Source organism: Cytophagaceae bacterium (assembly GCA_016722655.1).
Classification (GTDB): Bacteria; Bacteroidota; Bacteroidia; order Cytophagales; family Spirosomataceae; genus Leadbetterella.
Map to the genome: position 1 here is coordinate 1,092,067 of JADKIR010000005.1, position 19,274 is coordinate 1,111,340.

Below are 19,274 nucleotides of genomic sequence, written 5' to 3' on the forward strand. Positions count from 1 at the left end.
CTCCAGTCTTATTTTTATTGTTTTAATTTTTGAGAAATAAATTTCCAAAAGAAAAAGTGAGTGCAAGCAAAGCAGCTAAAATTAATGAACCATACCAATATCCTTGATGCTCTGTAAAATGTAATTCATCTCTAAAATAGGTACGTGTAAAATAATCAGAAATGGTAGTGCCTGCGGTGGAAGCCAGTGCTACAATAACCCAATAAAGGAGTGATTTTAAATAATCTGTAAATAGGTAAACAACTAAAACTATGGTAAACATTGACATAAGTAATAAGGTGCTGTAACCATATCCAATATTAAATGTTTGAGAAATTAAATCTCCCGCAGTTTCACCTAAAGTATTCGCACAAATTATTAATATCCAAAAAAAAACGTCTGACATTTTCATAGGAAGAAACTTTAAAATTATAATCTAAATTTTTAATTAATTGAATAATAAAGAGAAGTAGAAGTGTCATTTTAGGCCATAGAAAATCAAATACTCATCTTTTTTTTTCAAACACTTGAGCTGTCTTTATTGTAGTATTTAATTTAACTGTAATATTTAATTTATTAAACACTGTGATTGAGCCAAAAGAAATTCCATTCTTTATCTAAAGTATCTTTATTTAATTCCATTCATTTGACTATTCTTAGCGTTTTGATAAAAAATTTGGCTGGTACATCAATCTAAACTTTACACCTGCTATCCAATTTCTATCTAAATGGGTATTTGTTCTTAAATATGGTTGAATTTGAAATACATAGTTTTTGTATTTTTTCTCTAATCCAATTACGAAATTCGCATTTTCAAGTATTGGTATTCTATTAGGTCCTTGGTATTTTCCTTCCATATATTGGTTATTATCTTCTTTATAATCAAATGTTAAATTTTGCCAACTCAAAATATTAAGGTCTGATCCTAAACCTGTAAAGGCTGTAAAATCATTTTTAAGCAAAAACCTATAGGATAAGCCGAGTGGTACTTGGACACTGTTATTTATAAATTTTATATTAAGAATGTCGAAGTTTTCTTTTACATAAGGGGCATAGTTTTTTCTAAAGTCTTCATTTTTTTCGTTTAAATATTGATCCGCAGTATAATATTCCTTTCCAATGGATTGATTAAAATTTAATCCACAATTTACCGCCCACCTTGGATTGATAAGTAGCTCATATACTGGTCCATAAGCTGATTGTTCATGAGCAGATAACACATTTATACCATATCTATGCTTTGCATTTTTTAAGGATATATTTGGAAAATGGGCGTCACTTGGTTTTTTATCATTTTCTTTAGGTGAGAATAGAATTCTTGGTAATGATATATTGGTTTCGAATAATAAATTTGAAATTCTAGAAATCATAGATGGTGAATATACACTTAAATCGAAGTCATTATTTTGGGTTTCTGATTGGCTTTTGTTGCTTGAGTCCGAATTTTTATACACATTGTCCATTTCTCTCACAGCTTGGAAATTGCTCCCTGTTAGTCCTTCCTTAGTTCGCTGATGGTTAATATTATTCCTTATTTCTGGCTCAGATAGTACCCTAGGTTCTAATAAGTCAGTTTTTTCGTAGGAATTTTTGTACGAGTCAAATTTATTTATATTGTTAGAGGTTAAATGGTAGTCTTTGTTACTATAATATTTTGCAGCTTCGACACTAGGTCTATTAAAATATTTAACAATAAATTTTGTAATGTAAATTGTATCTCTTGGATGAATTTCAAGTGGCATTGATGCTATTTTTCTATTTATTTTGTTTTGCATCGATATTGTTTTTACTAAGCGTTTGTTTTCATTGTACATTTTTAGATTATGTAATAAAGATGCAAATATTAATACAGCAGCTAGTCCCATAAGCATTGGTTTATATCTGGTATAAAAGAACGGTCTCTCAGTTTGATATGCAGCCGTCACCATAAATTTTTTCATATCTTCCCATTCAGAATCATTATACTCTGGATTAAAATCTTCTATTTTTTTGCGAATAGCATTGTTGAAATTATCCATAATTATTACTCTAAAATTTTTGTATTGTGTCTAGAATAGCTTTGAAATAACTCGGGATGACTTGCCTGAATCATGTATTGAAGCTTTTGTCTTGCTTTTGAAAAATTCGATCGTGAGGTGCCTTCATTAATGTTTAGTGTTTCAGAAATCTCTTTATGACTGTATCCATCAACTGCATACATTCCAAATACTGTTCGGTATGCAGGTGGCAATTTTTGAACGAGCACCATTATTTCTTCTGAAGATATTTTATCGATTATGTTTTCATCAATAATTATGTGGTTGTAATTTTCTAAACTTATGTCAAGATTAAACTTTTTGTTATCTCGGTAATGGCTTAAAGCGGTATTAATAATAATGGTCCGTAGCCAAGCTTTAAATGAAAACTCTTGGTCAAATGATTCTAAATTATTAAATACTTTCAAAAAACCTTTCATAAGTATATCCTTAGCATCATCAACATTTGAAGAATATCTCATAGCGACACTTTTTGCATATCCAAAGTATAGTTTATAAAGCTCGTTTTGGGCATACTCATTTTTTAAAATGCAGGCATTTAAAATATGCTCCAAAGAGGCTTCTGAAAATGATTTTTCTGTAATCAAATTTACTTGCATATATATGGTTGTTTACGTTTACCCCAAAAAAGGAGAAATCGTTGCCTGTAAAAAAAAAATTCATTAATAAGGCTAAATGCTGCTAAACCTTAGGAGTGTTAGTGATGAGCTTTTTTAAAGAAAAGAAATAAGAAAAGGCTTATTAAGAAGATGCTGGTCCAAATATTACCTAAATCTAAGCCTGCTGGTTTAGAAATATAATTTCCTATGGTAGCTCCTATTGGGTGAATTAATATTAGAATGATCCAATAACTTATTTCAAATGAAATTTTATTTAATTTATCCAATAGAAAAACCACTGCCAAAATACCCAAAAGCAATAAACTTCCACCGCCTGCACCTAATGGCGTGTCGTTTGAAAGAAAGTCTCCAGCTGTAGTTCCAAAAGTACTTGACATAAGTATGGCCAACCAGTACAAATAAAATATTGAATCACTTAATTTACCTTCTAGATTTGATTTGGGAGCAATAAATTTCCAAATCAGTAGTATAAAAACAAGGAGTGCCAAAATTAAAAGTGAGCCATAAATGGTACCTAACTTTAAGGGTTCTATGGTTATAAAATCAGCGTAGTTAGTTCCTGCGATATTTCCGGCAACAATCAAAAACCAATATTGCAAATGCCCATTCTTTTTTAATTTAACTACAAGGGCAATCGAAAGGATATATATTATACTCAAAATTATAGAACCTTTGCTATATCCTAGTTCAAAATTTCTAGATATTAGGTTTCCAACGATTTCTCCAATTGTTGTTGCTATAATCATTAGCATCCAGTACTTTATGTTAATTTTTGGAAGTTGTAACATTTTTTTTTAATTAATACCCTTTTTTTAGACCTAACTACGCTGTTTAATTTGCTTAATTAATTATGCATTTTTTTACCATTTCCATCAAAAATCAAATCTTTTCCATTTACCTCTGCCTCATACATTGTTTTTCCACCTTTTGTAATGATGGCAGCTTCTTTTACTTTTTTTCCCTTAAGGGCAGTTTGAACAGCTAGGGGTAACATTGAAAAGGGTATTTCCTTTTCAATTTCACTTATTTGCCCTTTTTTGTCGATGACCACAGATAATTCATCGGCGTTTAGCTTAAATGAGGCTTCATAAGCATTGTCTCCTTCTTTATCCCATTTAGTGTTTTTTGCATTTGGATAAGATTTTTCAAATGATTGTTTAACTTCTAAAGGGATTTTTTCAGATGAAATTTTTTGGCCAATAATTACTGTGCTTGCAATAGTTGCCATCAATGCGACTAAGATGATTTTTCGTTTCATGTTGTTTGTTATTTAAGTTTAACGTTACAACATTACGGCTCAATTATGTAGAGAACTTGTAGAAATGTATAGTCGCAGTTATTTTTTTTAATGATATATAAATCCAGAATTGGTACAGAATGCTAGCCTAGTTTTGAAGAAAATAATTTTAAAATAATTGGCTTTCATTTTTACTTTTATGCGTAAGTATTTTTTAATAATCTCATTTTTAGCAACAAATGTTGCAATTGCTCAAAGTTTGAAAAGTCAAATAAAGGGTAAAGTGATAGATGGAGGAAATGGTCAGCCACTATCATTTGCATCAGTTAATATTTTCAAAGTTCAGAACGGCATCGATTCTCTCATTAGTGGTGTAAATGCATCAGAAAATGGTGAATTTGTTTTCACTAATTATTTTTCTGGAAAATTCAATATAAAAGTTACTTATGTGGGTTATAAAAACATCAGTGTACCAGTAGTCATGATGAACAAAAATTATGAAGTAGGCGTGATAAAATTAATTCCAGATGCTTTGCTACTCAAAGAAGTGCAAATTAAGGGTGAAAAAGATGCCATTTCAATGGGTATGGATAAACGAGTTTTTAATGTAAGCAAAAATTTAACATCAATCGGCGGAACAGCCGAAGCCTTGTTGAGAAACGTACCTACCATTAATATTGATGAGAGTGGCAATCCCACATTGAGAAATATGGCAACCACAATTTATATTAATGGCAAACCAACACAACTTACATTGGCTCAAATACCTGCTAACCAAATTGAATCTGTTGAAGTTATTTCAAACCCATCGGCAAGATATGATGCGTCTACATCTGGAGGGATAGTAAATTTGGTATTAAAGAAAAACAGGAATGCTGGCTTCAACGGAAATACAAGCCTGGGAATAGGAAATAACTCAAGAATTGATGGATCGCTTAATTTGGACTATCATGAAGGTAAATGGAATGTAACTACTCTTTATAATCTAAATTCAACAAAAAACCCTTTGACGGGATATGTGAATAGGACAAACTATGTGAACGGAACGCCTACCAGTTATTTTAATCAAAACACCAATATCAGCCTTGATAATATTTTCAATAATGGTCGTTTGGCGGTTGATTATATGCCCAACAAATACAATACTTTTTCGGTTGCAGGAAATATCGTTGGCGGAAAGTTTAACACTTCTACTAATCAAAAATACGAATATCGCAATGCTGAAAATCTGATTACGAGTTATGGCGGACGAATAACGCAACCACAAAATGCTTATACAAATGTCGGAGCTGAGTTTGACTGGAAACGTACTTTTGCCAAGAATGGTCGTGAATTAAGTTTGGTTACTTCATATACTCGAAACAATGTTTCAAACGCTGCCGATTGGCTCACCACTGCCCAAAATGCCAATGGTAGCAATCAAGCTGGTTTTCCTGAAAAAGATAAAATTACTGGTCGGCAAATTGGCAGTCAGTATTTGGCTCAATTAGATTATGTGCATCCCATTAATGATTCTACTAAATTTGAAATAGGTCTCAGAAGCTATACTTTTGACCGTGACCAACAGTATTTTTTCAATCAGCTCAACAACGATACTCAAGCCTATAATCTTTTGGTTAATTATTCTCAAAATGCCAATGTATTGGAAACCATCAATGCTGCCTATTTTCTTTATGGCAAAAAACTACGCAATAATATTAGTTTGGAGGCTGGTTTAAGAGTTGAACAGTCTTTTTTGCATGGACTTTCAAAGTTTGACAATGCAACTTTTGGTTATACATATCCTTCAAAGAACGGTAAAATTTTGTTTCAAGCACTTTTCCCTTCATTTTCATTATCTAAAAAATTCAATGAGGATTCAGAATTAGGATTAAGTTTGAGTAGAAAAGTTGGACGACCAAACTTTAGGCATTTATTTGTCGGAATTCAAGCGAACGACCGTCAAAACATCACCATTGGCAACCCAAATGTACAGCCCGAATTTGTGAATACTGCCGAGCTGAATTATAACCGAACAATTAAGAATTTGAGTTGGTACGCATCGCTTTATTATATCTACGAAGACCACACCATCAAGCCGTTTATTCAGCCATCGGCTACCGACCCCACAATTTTGGTTACTACTTTTATCAATGTAAAAGCTGATATTCAAACGGGTATGGAAAATACTTTTAAATATACCTCAGGAGCATTATCGGTAATGGCAAATGTGAATGTTTTTAGTTTATCATTGCAGACAAACGCCAGCACAAACCAAGCCATTACGGTTCGTGGAAAAGCGAGTGTGAGCTACCGTTTTCCTGCCAATATTTCGGCACAAATAAGCGTAAATCGAGATGGGCGTTCGCCTTCGTTGCAAGGATATAGATTGCCTGTAAAAGCTGCCGATTTTGCCATCAAAAAATCATTTATGCAAAACCGTGCGAGTATTGCATTTAATATCAATGATATTTTCAATTCAAGAAAATTTGTTTCAACTTACGAAACAAACAACACTTATCAAGCAACAATGAGTCGTCGGGATATTCGTTTTTATAAACTTACGATACAATTGCCACTTGGAAAACCTGATGCTAATTTCAGAAAAAAAGAACGAAAATTAGAGAAACCAGATGTTGATTTTAGTAATTAAGAAACGAAAAACCTTTATAAAATTAATAAAGAAAAACTGATGAAATCATTACTGAAAACAAAAATATTATTCACAATAATTTTGCAGTTGCTAATCTTTTCGATGGCGAATGCACAGACTTTAGTTACAGTTTCTGGAATTGTAAAAGATAAAATGCTAAAATTGCTTTGCCTTTTGTAAATGTAATTTTGAAAACTGAGAAAGATAGCATTTTTGTAAGTGGAACTGCTACTAACGAAGATGGACGATTTTCCTTGTCAAAAATAAAATCAGGAAGTTACTATTTAGAATTTACTTATTTGGGTTATACAACTAAGAAACAACCTTTATTTGTTGGTAATCTTACTGAATTTTTAGATGTAAAAACCGTAGAATTGGATGAAAATACAAAGCAATTAAATGAAGTAGTTGTAATTGGTAAAACTGAAGAAATAAGTGAGAAAATGGATAAAAAAACATTTTCCTTAAAAGATAATATTAGCCAAAGTGGTGGTTCGGTTTTACAGGCAATGCAAAATTTACCAAGCGTTACCGTTCATGATGGAAAAGTACAATTGCGTGGAAACGACAAAGTAACTGTGCTAATTGATGGGAAACAAACGGCATTAACAGGTTTTGGAAGCCAGACTGGGTTAGATAATATTCCTGCTTCTGCGATTGAAAAAATTGAAATTATTAATAATCCTTCTGCCAAATATGATGCAAATGGCAATGCAGGTATCATCAACATTATTTACAAACAAAATAAAAAAGAAGGGTTTAATGGAAAAGTTGGCTTTACAACTGGCTTAGGGTCGCTTTGGGTACGAAAAGAAAATTTACCAAGTATTAGGCCTCAATATACATTTACGCCCAAGTTGAACCCAAGTGTATCTCTCAATTATAAAAAAAACAAAACCAATATTTTTTTTCAGGGAGATTACTTATATACCGAAACGCTTAATAAAAATGAATTTGTAACCAGAAATTATGATAACGGAGATATAATTAATTCTCAATTAAAACGAAATAGAAACACCCATTTTACTACTTTAAAATCGGGTATTGACTACGCAATAAATGACCAAAACTCATTCACGATTTCAGGACTTTTTGGTAGCGAAAAAATTATTGACCGTGGCGACCAACCCTTTTTTAATGCTGATTTTTCAGTACGAAAAAGACTTTGGCAGTTTTTGGAAGATGAATTGAAAACAACCATAATGGCAACGGCGAACTATCAGCATAAATTTAAGGAAGCTGGGCATTTACTAAATATCGGTTTTAATTATACTTTTCATAGAGAGGATGAAAAATATTTTTACGACAACTATCTCCCAACTTCTACAGGGACAGATGCCTTTAAGCTATTATCAGATGAACAGGTTTATGATTTTAATTTTGATTACATAAAACCATTAAAATATGGGCGAATTGAAACAGGACTAAAACTTCGTAATAGAAATATTCCAACAAATATGCAATTTATTCCTGGCATAAATTCTGTATTAGATGTCAATGCTGGTGGCTGGGCAACGTACAAAGAGCTGATTCCTGCCGTATATGGAAACTACATTTTTGAGAATAAAAAATGGGAGGCTGAATTAGGTTTAAGAGTTGAGTATGTAAAAATCCAATACGATGTAAATCCAAATCATATCGTTTATAAAAGCGACGGGTATAATTACACACAACCATTCCCAAATTTACGCTTGGCGTATAAAATAAATGATAATAATAAATTGTCTATTTTCTACAACCGAAGGGTGGATAGACCAAACGAGGTGGATATTCGTATTTTTCCGAAATATGACGATGCAGAAATTATTAAAGTAGGAAACCCTGCTTTGCGACCGCAATTTACCAATTCAATAGAATTAGGCTACAAGACATATTGGAAAAAGGGTAGTTTATACAATGCTCTTTATCACCGATTTGCGGACGGAACTATTACGAGAATTTCAAGCACAGTCGCAGGAAGCCAATTGATTTATGCTACTTTTCAAAATGTTAAAAAAAGTTATAACACAGGTGTGGAGATGGTTTTATCGCAAACAATGTCTAAATTATATTCATTTAATGTGAATTTAAACGCTTATCGAAATCAAATTGATGCTTTTACGGTTGAAAATAAATATCCAGTAACTCATACTTTTTCGGCTAATAAACAAGAAATATTTTCTGGAAATGTAAAATTGAATAATACCTTTCATTTTGCTAAAAGCATTGATGCACAATTAACCGCTATTTATTTAGCCCCCGACATTATTCCACAAGGCAAAATAAAATCACGCTTTTCATTAGACCTTGGGTTAAAAAAGGCATTACAGAAAGGGAAAGGAGAACTATTTTTTAATGCTACCGACTTGTTAAATACGATGATTATTAAAAAAGAAATTATTGGACAAGGTTTTAACTATACAAGCAACGACTACTATGAAACGCAAGTAATTAGACTTGGATATAGTTATAAGTTTTGATAAAAAATCTAAGAATAGAAAACTAAACTATGCCATTCATAACGGTTTATGCTTATAAATTTTATCGTATCTACTGAATAAAAATGACACAAAACAAATTTAGTCAATGAATAGATTAACCGCAATCATTGATGAATGGCAAAAGACTACTATTGCAAAATTATTGGCGGCAGAGTATCCTCGCTTCTATCAATTTATTTCAAATAGGCTTTTTACAAAAAAGTTTAATGGTCTTCCCTTTACCTTTCTGACTATTGTATTCGTGGCTAATCTTTTACTTTTTAATGAAATAGCAGAAAGCATAGAAAACGCTGAATGGATGCTTGCAATTGACAATTCTTTTGCAAAGTATCTCTTCAATAACAGAAATACAATGTTAGCGAATTCATTTTTCTATTTTTCTAAATTTGGTTCGTATCAGTTTATAATACCTTTTGCTTTAGTTGTAATTTCTTTATTTATTTTTCAAAAAAGATTTATCTATGTAATCTCTTTAATGATTGCATTAGCTGGAACAGGCTTGACTTCATTGCTTAGTAAAATTTATTTTCACCGTGTTCGACCAGTTGATTTTAGTTTTTACAACGAATCTTCATACTCATTCCCAAGTGGTCATGCAATGTATGCTGTTGCATTTTATGGATTGCTGTTTTACATCATTATCTTGCACACTAAAAAGTATCAATTGCTCTGGGCAATTGCTTCCATAGCATTTATATTTCTAATTGGCTTCAGTAGGTTGTATCTGGTTGTTCATTTTTTAAGTGATGTTTTGCAGGATATTCACTTGGATTTTGTGGTTGCTATTATCAATTAGTATTCTTGAGATGAAAGTAAAAGATTACAAAAAAACTGACACGTAGAGGTAAGTCACAATACCTAATAATACAAACTCAAAAAAAATGCTGAACAACATCAATAAACTAGTTGAAACCACCAATGCATTTGGTATAATGGTAATGTATATTAGTGACTAAAATCTGAAATAGTTAAAAATCAATCGTTAAGGTATGCCACCTGTTTTCATAAATATAGCTAATCCTAAATCCGTAGGTATCACAAATCTGCTTGACCAATGCCAAGCCCAAACCCAGCGAATCAGATTGTGAACTATCTTTTTGAAAACGTTCAAAAAGTTGCTCCGTTGGCATTGTAAGTGGGTTACCTGTATTTTTTATAATAAGATTACGCTCATTTAGTTCAACATAAAGTTTGCCTCCAATCAGGTTATATTTAATAGCATTACTCATAAGATTATTCAATAAAACATCCAATAAATATTCATTGATTTTGATTGAAATATTTGGCAAAACATGATTTTCTAAATTCAAATTCTTGTGCTGAATCCAAACATCCAAAAGGTTTAGTTTTTCAAAAATCGCTTCTGATAAATTAATGTTTTTAGCAAGGTCAAACTGTCTGTTTTCAATTTTGGTCAAAAGTAATAAGGTTTGATTAAGCTTTGAAAGTTTGCCCAAAGATTCAATCAGAGACCCAATTTGCTGCATTTGGATTTCGGTGAGGTTATTATCTTGTAATAAAAGTTCTAAATTCGAGCCAATAACCGCCAAAGGTGTTTGGAATTCATGTGAGGCGTTTTCGGTAAAAGATTTAAGACTTTGGTATTCTCTCCTAACTTGTTCGGTCAATGAAAGCAGGTTTTTTTGTAATGTTTGAAATTCCGAAATATTGCTCTTTTCAAAAACGATGGATTCTTTTTGAGTGATTTTGAAAGTCTGCAATAAATCCAAAGTTTGATAAAAAGGCTTCCAAATACTACGAGAAAGGCGATAATTAGCAAAAAATAACATTCCGACCAATAAAATTATCAATCCTGCAAAGGCAGCAAGCAAGGCTTCGATAAGGTCTTCTGACTCATAAAGAGCTTTTCGGATTTTGATTTGATAATAACCCTCAGAAGTTTTTACACAAAATGCAATTTGTCGAAGTTCAAGTTTTCTTTGAGGAGAATTGGTTTGCAATACGGTATCTTTTAATTCGACAGGTACAAGAGTTTTTATTGGATAAACCCAAAATCTATCTAAAAAAGGTAAATCATTTTCAGGCAATTTTCCATTAATATTTACAAAATCTTCAAATTTTGTTTTTTGAATATATAACCGCTCGGTATCTTCTTCTTCCAAGATTTGTTTCAAAATAACATAACACAAGACCCCACCAGCAATAGAGGCGATTAGACAGGCAATCAGAAATAAACGAGTGGCTTTGTTTATAAGTGTCATGTAAGACTAAATTTATACCCAACACCATACAGCGTCTGAACGTAGTCGGGGCAGGATGCTTCAATTAGTTTTTTTCTTAAGTTTTTGATATGTGAATACAGAAAATCAAAAGTGTCAGATTGGTCAATTTCGTCGCCATAGAGATGTTCTGAAATGGTCGATTTGGGTAAAACCCGATTGTTATTTGCTATAAAATACATCAACAAATCGTATTCTTTCCTTGTAAATATTATACTCTTTGAATCAACCCACACCTCTTTTGCCTCTGGAAGTATTTTAATTTTTCCGAAAATAATTTCATTGTTACCTCCAAATTGTCTTCGTCTTAAAACAGACTTTACTCTTGAATTGAGTTCTGTCAAATGAAATGGCTTGGTCAAGTAGTCATCCGCACCAAGGTCTAGACCTTTGATTTTATCATCAAGAGCATTTTTTGCTGAGATGATAATAATGCCAGTGGGTGATTGTTTTTTTTGAGTAGTTCAACGATTGAAAATCCTGAGCCATTGGGCAACATTATATCTACCAATACACAGTCATATTCATAAACACCGATTTTATCCTCTGCTTCAGGCAAATTCGAAACCCATTCACATATATAACCTTCGCCTATCAAAAACTTCTGAATATTGATAGCTAAAGCCTTTTCGTCTTCTATTAAGAGTATTTTCATGATACAAAGTAGCAAAAAGATTCTGTATTGATTTTGGATTTTTCAAAATTCAGGATTGCTACAGAATCAGACAATACCTTTCGAATAAAAAAACAATATTTTATTATAGGCCACGAAACACCTTTTATCGGTGTATGGTAGTGAACCCTGAAAGCAAATTAGGGAATCAAATTAATTAAAAATTAGAAAATAACGATTGCCTTACATAATCAAACCAATTTAGATTATTATGTTCATTTTAGTTTCCACCATTATAAAAAAGCATTAGGATAAAATGAATTTAAAAATTGGAAGTATTCAAAATATGTACAAGTCCCTGATTTTCATTTTCGTTTCTATTACATCATGTTATGGTCAAACACAAGATTCATCCGCACATAGTTTGCTTGATGCTTATGATTTAATGCACAAGATTTTAAAAAAACAAACCTCAGATACATCATCAGCAGAAGTATTTAAGCAATCACTCACCATGGTGCCTGGCTTTGGTTATAGTCAATTAAAAGGTTTGGCTCTTGTTTTAGAGGGTAATTTTTCATTTAAGGCTTCAGAGGATGCAAAAGTTTCAGTAATTGTCTTTGTACCCGAAATAACCTTCAAAAAATATTTTGTACCTCGGGTTACTTCAAGTATATGGCTCAATCACAACCAAATAAATATAAATACCGATTGGAGATTCTACAGATACATAGGTATTGATTTTGGAATAGGAAGCAAAACAGCAAGCACCAATTTTAATCATTATAATTTTGATTATTACCGTATCCATCAAACAATTTCCAAAGCCGTATTGCCCGATTTTTTAATAGGTGTAGGTTACAATTTAGACATACATAATCGTATTTCCAGTATAGGAAAAGTAAATGCCTTAAACAGTGATGGTCTGCAGGTAAGTCAAAGTACTGTTTCTTCTGGATTAGTTTTAAATCTATTATATGATAATCGCCAAAACGAAAACTTTCCTGTTGGTAAAGAGACTTTTGCATCAGTTTCCCTTATTCAAAATCTCAAATTATTTAATGGTACAAGTAGGTATGAATCGGTTTTAGGCGATTTCAGAAAATACTATTCTAACCAAACCTTTCCTTCAAATGTCTTGGCTATAAGATCATTTAATTGGTTTACAATTGGTCAAAAAATTCCCTATTTTGATCTGCCTGCCGCAATGAATGACCAGTATAACAGTATTTCTAGGCCTTTCATTGAAGGACGTTTTAGGGGTAAAAATTTAATCTATATGGAGGCCGAATATCGATTTAATATAACAAAAAATGAATTTTTTGGAGGGGCATTCTTTTTGAATTCAAGCTCATTTTCAGAACTCACCTCAAACAAATTTGAAAAAATTAACACAGGGGCTGGTGCAAGCCTAAGAATCAAAGTAAATAAAAAATCAAAAGTCTATTTGGTGGCATCTTATGGCATTGGTAGCAAAGGTGCCAAGGGTTTTAGTTTTAGTTTGGGTGATCTCTATTAATCAGAATGTTTACAGAATTGGTATTTAGCTTTGGCAAAAATTAAAATATTTTTCAATAAGGGCAACATATATAAGGGGTTTAGGGTATTGGGAATATTCATGAAAACTTAAAGAATTTGTAAATTCAAGATTTAAGATTTTAACAAATGACTTTCGATCCAATTTTTATTTCAAAATATCTTGAGAGGCACCTTGGAATTGAATCTATGCATTTAAGTTATACAACCAACCTAAGAGAGGATTTAAAAATGAGCGAAAAAGAAATAGCTGAACTATTGACATTTTTAGTAGAGAAATGTGACCCTTTTTCATCCAAAATTTTGAAAACATCGAGGTTCGAGTACATAATTGATATTATATTTTTCTTTGCATTGAACGAAATTAAGCATGAATTTAAATTTCAAATACATAAAAATTAAGAAAATGAATTGTGAAGAAAAACAGTGGCTTGAATCAGCCGGTTTTTTAGTACTCTCACACAAGAAATATAATTATCAAAATCTGGAATAGTTGTTTAATAATTTTCAAGGAAGTAATCCAATAAATGAAATCAGTGAGTATTAAAATCAAGAATACATGTCAAAAATAAATTTTATAGCAGTCCTAATATTGCTTAGTTCATCATTCAGAAGTTATTCACAAGTGCCTAATTGGCGATTTATCAAGGAATCTGATGGTATAAAGGTATACTATCGCGAAATCCCGAACAAGAATATTAATGAGGTAAAAATTATTACCTACTTTGATTCAAATTTAAGCACAATAGTAGAAGCCCTACGAGATGTTGATGCATACCCAAATTGGGTTTATAAAGCCGTTTCTTCAAAAGCAATCAAACGCTTCAATCAAAATGAAATGATATACTACAACAAGCTTGATTTTCCATGGCCATTAAGTGATAGAGATATCGCTATTCATACTAAAGTAATACAGAATCAGCTCAATAAAGAAGTGGTTTCCATTTCTTATGCCGAGGCCAATGCAGTTCCAAAACTTAAAAATTATGTTAGGATTGATGAGTTTACCTCAAAATGGGTTTTTAAACCTAATGGCAGTTTGGTTCAAGGCGAATATGTTTTTAGGTCAAACCCTGGGGGTAATATTCCAGCATGGCTGGTAAATCTTAGCCTAGACGAAGGTCCTGTTAAAACAATCCAAAATTTCAAAAATATTTTATTGGATAAAAAGTACACCATTAAAAACGATTTGGCAATTCTAAATTAACCTTCAATTCAAATAAAATGGCCTTTAAATATTTTCTTTCCTTGGGCATTATTCTATTTATCTTAAAAGCTGAAGCACAGAGCTATACCATAAGTGGTTATATCAAAGATGCCAAGTCAGGTGAAGCCGTCATAGGTGCAAGCATTTTCATCTCTAATACAAAAAGTGGAACAACCGCCAATACGTATGGGTTTTATTCCATTTCTTTTAAGTCAACCGATACCCTCGGGATTGTATTTTCATCTTTAGGATATAAGCCTCAGATAAAAAAAATACCTGGCAATAAGAACCATGCATTAAATATTAATCTAATGGAAAATTCATCAGACCTTGATGAAATAGTCGTAACTACAACCAAAAACGACGATAATGTTCAAAAAACCCAAATGGGAATTATAGATGTACCAATGAAACTTGCAAATTCTTTGCCTGTAATTTTGGGCGAACGTGACATTATGAAGATAATACAACTATTGCCAGGCGTGCAAGCGGGTAATGAAGGAACTACTGGATTTTATGTTAGAGGCGGCAATTCAGACCAAAATCTGGTTCAGTTAGACGAGGCTACTGTTTATAACCCCAATCACCTTTTTGGCCTATTTAGCACATTTAACTCAAATGCTCTCAATAGGGTCTCATTAATAAAGGGCGGTTTTCCTGCTCAATATGGTGGTCGGTTATCATCAGCATTGGACATTACTATGAAGGAGGGTAATAACAAAAAGTTAGGTGTTCAAGGCGGAATAGGTTTGATATCTTCTAATCTAACGGTAGAAGGTCCACTTAAAAAAGAAAAAGGTTCCTTTATTTTTTCGGGTAGGCGTACCTATGTCGATTTGCTTGCAAAACCATTTATAAAAGGTATTGGCTACACTTTTTACGACCTAAACGCTAAAATTAATTATCAAATTACGCCAAAAGACAAACTTTTTCTAAGTACTTTTTATGGCAACGACAATGCGAATTATACAGGAGCCAGCAGTTTAAATTATGGTATAGGCTTTGGAAATAGCACTGCAACAGTGAGATGGAATCATTTATTCAATCAAAAACTTTTTGTTAATAGTTCCTTTATTTTAAACTCCTATCATTTGGCACTTTCAACTATCCAAAGTGGATATGTTGCTCAATTGTATTCATCTATTAAAGATATAAATGCAAAGGCTGATTTTGAATATTATCCCAGTCAAAGGCATAATATAAAATTTGGGCTAAATTATAGTAATCATACCTTTGCACCATTTTCATCAGGCTTAAAAATCCCCAAGAGTGGTAAAATTCCAAAATTTAATGTGGACAGTTTAGCAATTAAAGCACATACCAATGAAATGGCCTTATACTTCAATGATGAAATAAAAATATCTAATAGTTTTAGTTTAAATATAGGAGTACGAGCCCCTTATTTTTACACCCAAACCGTTTCTTACAAGTATTTAGAACCTCGATTGTCCACCAAACTAAACCTAAACCCCGAAACCTCCCTAAAATTGTCATATACAGTTATGAATCAATTTTTGCATTTGATTCCAAATTCAACGGCCTCGCTACCTACAGACATCTGGATTCCAGCAAGTAAAGTCACATCACCACAAAATTCAAAGCAAGTTTCCTTAGGAGTGTTTCGAAATTTCAAAGACAACACATTTAAGACTAGCTTGGAAGTGTATTACAAAGACATGAAAAATCAAGCTCTATTCAAAGAAGGTGCATTGCTTACTCAAGTCACTGTAATTGAAGATAATTTAGTTTTTGGCAAAGGCAATAGTTATGGGGCTGAACTCTTTGTCGAAAAAACTGCAGGAAAGTTAAACGGTTGGCTTGCCTACACGCTATCGTGGTCTAATCAAATATTTAAAGACTTAAATATGGGAAAAGAGTTTCCATTTGCTTACGATCGCCGACACAACCTTTCATTGGTCGGTAATTACGATCTATCAAAAAAGTGGATACTCTCAGCTGCCTTTGTTTTCAATACTGGTCGTCCCTTCACATTGCCGATAGGTAGGGTGGATGTTGGCAATGGTGGTACATTATACAATGGCACCTATGCTGATTATGGAGGTAGAAATAATTATAGATTAAATAATTTTCATCGCCTAGATATTAGTGCTATATATAAAAAACCAAGAAAGATTTTCCATAAAATGTATGATTCGGAGTGGGTGTTTAGTGTATATAATTTATACAGCCGAAGAAATCCCTATTTTGTTTATTTAAGTACAGATGACATAACCAAGGTGCCAGTAGCAAAGCAAGTTTCACTACTGCCTGCCATTCCAAGTGTCAGTTATAATTTTAAATTCTAAGAAAATGAGAAAACTTATTTATATTTTCAGTGCCATATTTCTTATACCGACTATTTTTTCTTGCGAACAAGTTGTGGTCTTAAAGGCCAAGCCTTATAAGGATCAATTATCTATTGAATGTCTGCTTGTGCCGGGGCAAGTACCAAAATTATATTTAAATAAATCTGTCGCCTTTTTTAGTTCAAAAATTAGTAGTTCCGATTTATTTATAAACAATGCAGTGGTTAAAATTCAAAATGGCGATGCTGTTGATATTTTGCAACCCACATCAGAAAAAAATCCTTTTTTGTGTCAAGAAACATATTATTATTTGGGTAAAATTCCATCAGAAGTTAATAAAACCTATAAGTTGGAAGTAATTTATAATGGAAACACTTATTCAGCCGAAACTACCATTAAGCAATCAAAACCAATTCTCAAAAGTATTGATTATACTTCAAAATTTAACGACGTTTATGGCGAACACGAAGGCATAATATTGAATTTTGAAGACATTCCAAATGAAAGCAATAACTATCGGTTTCAAATGATTAGGCAAGTTGATAGTACAGTGAGGACTGCAAGCAATAAAATTTATAGATCTGAATGCAACGGGGCGATGCCCTTTACAGTAAATGAGATTGGAAGAACAGTTTATAATGATGAAAATAAAAATGGTTTGCCAATGAGCTTTGTTATAGAACCAGCCTATACACACAAGAAAGGGCAGGTGGGCAAAGTATATCTTCAAACAATGGATAGTAATTCTGCTATTTTCTTTGATGCTCTAGATCGGCAAAAATTGGCCACCAGTAATCCTTTCGTTGAGCCAGTTTTCTTAAAAAGCCAAATTAAAGGATGTATAGGTGTATTTGGTCATTTAAACATATCCGATCCAATCGAATTTACATTTCCTGAATAATTACAAAAATATGAATATCACTACCTTTTTTAACGAAAATCACAAGATTACTCATGGCTTAATCTTTATGATTGTTTTTTTAATATGTTTAAATTTGGAGTATCTTTTTGGCGTAAGCGACAAAAAAGTCAAGTTTAAGAACATCAGAACCAATTTAATGTTCATCCTACCAGGGTTTGTTTTTCAAAATATTTTAGGATTAGTATTTGTAAAAGTTTTAATATGGGAAAACCTTAATCATTTCGGCCTATTATCTTATTTTAATATGCATTCCACCACGCAGCAATTAATGATAAGTTTTATTGTTCTGGATTTTTTTTATTGGTTATATCATTTTTTAATGCATAAATACAGTGTCGTGTGGCGGTTTCATGCAGTTCACCATTCAGATAAGGTATTAAATGTTAGTACCTCTTTAAGAGAACATCCAGTCGAAACTACAATTCGTTTGAGTCATTATATGTTAATTACTTGGTTATTGGGACCGATGGTTTGGCTTATAAGTTTACATCAATTTGTTCAAATTTTAAGTAAAATTATTATTCATAGCAATTGGAGGCTGCCTGATAACATCGATAAATATCTATCATATTTGATATTAACGCCAAACATGCATCATGTACATCATCATGAAAAGCAACCTTATACAGACAGTAACTTTGGTGATTTATTTAGCATTTGGGATCGTGCTTTTGGAACATTTCAGTTTTTGCCAAAAGAAAAAGTGATTTTTGGTTTAGATGTAGAAATATTTAAAGAAAACCCCCAAACATTAAGGTTTAAAGAATTAATAAAACTTCCTTTTGGTAAGCAAAAGTTAAACAATTGAAATTGCACTATTTGACCTTTTTTGATGGCTAATGGTTCAAAATTACGATTCTGAAAACATAAAATTTAAATCAATTTCAATTGATCTAATAGCTTATTTTTTACCAATTTAAAGATTATTTATTTCCAAATTAAGAATAACATTCCTATTAAAATTAAACCACCACCAATCAATATTTTAGGCGTGATGGGTTCTTTCAAAATCAAAAATGATAATATTAAAGTAACCACTATACTGGCCTTGTCGATACTGGCGATGTATGAAACAGGTCCTAATTTCATTGCCCTGTAATAAAAAATCCAAGAAACTGCTGTTGTCAACCCTGAAATACTTAAAAATATCCAGTTTTTAGCTGGTGCTTGTTGAATTTCACTGTAGGCATTTTTAAATATAAAAGCATTCGTAAAAACTAGTGCGAAAACGACGGAAGTTCTAATAGTAAGAGCTGTATCACTGCTCAAGTCTTTCATTCCGAATTTTGCAATTACTGAAGTTAGACCAGCAAAAATCATAGAAACGATAGCATAGATTGTCCATTTTTCCATATTTTCTTTATTTTTGTAAAAATAGGGCCATTCGCAACTTATATGGAGTAAAATGAATTAATTTTTAATTAAGGTATATTAGAGAGGTAATTTGGATTTGAGTTTTAACTATA

Annotated in this window: 14 protein-coding genes and 2 pseudogenes; 8 read left to right on the forward strand and 8 right to left on the reverse strand. The window is 32.0% G+C overall.

Annotation, left to right across the window (positions count from 1 at the left end):
• Positions 1–22: 22 nt before the first annotated feature.
• The 5 genes from IPP61_20570 to IPP61_20590 form a co-directional block, all read right to left on the reverse strand.
• A complete protein-coding gene (locus IPP61_20570) occupies positions 23–385 on the reverse strand; it encodes a hypothetical protein (protein ID MBL0327519.1) in 363 nt (120 codons plus the stop codon).
• A 250-nt stretch (positions 386–635) separates the two neighbouring features.
• Positions 636–1,997: a hypothetical protein gene (locus tag IPP61_20575; protein MBL0327520.1), complete on the reverse strand. Its 1,362-nt coding sequence runs from the start codon at positions 1,995–1,997 to the stop codon at positions 636–638.
• A gap of 5 nt (positions 1,998–2,002) precedes the next feature.
• Positions 2,003–2,614: an RNA polymerase sigma factor gene (locus tag IPP61_20580; GenBank protein ID MBL0327521.1), complete on the reverse strand. Its 612-nt coding sequence runs from the start codon at positions 2,612–2,614 to the stop codon at positions 2,003–2,005.
• A 98-nt stretch (positions 2,615–2,712) separates the two neighbouring features.
• On the reverse strand, positions 2,713–3,423 hold the full coding sequence (locus IPP61_20585; GenBank protein ID MBL0327522.1) for a hypothetical protein: 711 nt from the start codon (positions 3,421–3,423) through the stop codon (positions 2,713–2,715).
• A 56-nt stretch (positions 3,424–3,479) separates the two neighbouring features.
• On the reverse strand, positions 3,480–3,893 hold the full coding sequence (locus tag IPP61_20590) for a PepSY-like domain-containing protein (GenBank protein MBL0327523.1): 414 nt from the start codon (positions 3,891–3,893) through the stop codon (positions 3,480–3,482).
• Positions 3,894–4,071: 178 nt separating this feature from the next.
• Here IPP61_20590 and IPP61_20595 point away from each other — a divergent pair, with 178 nt between their 5' ends.
• The 3 genes and pseudogenes from IPP61_20595 to IPP61_20605 all read left to right on the forward strand — a co-directional run bounded on the left by IPP61_20595 (position 4,072) and on the right by IPP61_20605 (position 9,780).
• Positions 4,072–6,504: a TonB-dependent receptor gene (locus tag IPP61_20595; GenBank protein ID MBL0327524.1), complete on the forward strand. Its 2,433-nt coding sequence runs from the start codon at positions 4,072–4,074 to the stop codon at positions 6,502–6,504.
• Positions 6,505–6,543: 39 nt separating this feature from the next.
• Positions 6,544–8,963 (forward strand): annotated as a pseudogene (locus IPP61_20600) (TonB-dependent receptor).
• 106 nt (positions 8,964–9,069) lie between these two features.
• A complete protein-coding gene (locus IPP61_20605; protein MBL0327525.1) occupies positions 9,070–9,780 on the forward strand; it encodes a phosphatase PAP2 family protein in 711 nt (236 codons plus the stop codon).
• A 172-nt stretch (positions 9,781–9,952) separates the two neighbouring features.
• Here the strand turns inward: IPP61_20605 and IPP61_20610 are convergent, their stop codons facing one another.
• Positions 9,953–11,206 carry a HAMP domain-containing histidine kinase gene (locus IPP61_20610; protein MBL0327526.1) on the reverse strand — a complete coding sequence of 418 codons (1,254 nt, stop codon included), beginning with the start codon at positions 11,204–11,206 and terminating at the stop codon, positions 9,953–9,955.
• A pseudogene (locus tag IPP61_20615) lies at positions 11,203–11,879 on the reverse strand (response regulator transcription factor). Before IPP61_20615 ends, IPP61_20610 begins: the two are co-directional and overlap by 4 nt.
• Before the next feature lie 274 nt (positions 11,880–12,153).
• On the opposite strand from IPP61_20615, the gene IPP61_20620 reads away from it, so the two are divergent.
• The 5 genes from IPP61_20620 to IPP61_20640 all read left to right on the forward strand — a co-directional run bounded on the left by IPP61_20620 (position 12,154) and on the right by IPP61_20640 (position 18,616).
• Positions 12,154–13,356, forward strand: coding sequence for a hypothetical protein (locus IPP61_20620; GenBank protein ID MBL0327527.1), 1,203 nt, complete (start codon positions 12,154–12,156; stop codon positions 13,354–13,356).
• Between the two features lie 576 nt (positions 13,357–13,932).
• Entirely contained in the window at positions 13,933–14,580 is a 648-nt protein-coding gene (locus IPP61_20625; protein ID MBL0327528.1) for a hypothetical protein, read from the forward strand.
• Between the two features lie 17 nt (positions 14,581–14,597).
• Positions 14,598–16,886, forward strand: a complete 2,289-nt coding sequence (locus tag IPP61_20630; GenBank protein ID MBL0327529.1) for a TonB-dependent receptor — start codon at positions 14,598–14,600, stop codon at positions 16,884–16,886.
• 4 nt (positions 16,887–16,890) lie between these two features.
• On the forward strand, positions 16,891–17,787 hold the full coding sequence (locus IPP61_20635) for a DUF4249 domain-containing protein (GenBank protein ID MBL0327530.1): 897 nt from the start codon (positions 16,891–16,893) through the stop codon (positions 17,785–17,787).
• A 10-nt stretch (positions 17,788–17,797) separates the two neighbouring features.
• Positions 17,798–18,616 carry a sterol desaturase family protein gene (locus tag IPP61_20640; GenBank protein MBL0327531.1) on the forward strand — a complete coding sequence of 273 codons (819 nt, stop codon included), beginning with the start codon at positions 17,798–17,800 and terminating at the stop codon, positions 18,614–18,616.
• Positions 18,617–18,735: 119 nt separating this feature from the next.
• Here IPP61_20640 and IPP61_20645 read toward each other — a convergent pair whose 3' ends face one another.
• Positions 18,736–19,161, reverse strand: coding sequence for an EamA family transporter (locus IPP61_20645; GenBank protein ID MBL0327532.1), 426 nt, complete (start codon positions 19,159–19,161; stop codon positions 18,736–18,738).
• Positions 19,162–19,274: the final 113 nt, after the last annotated feature.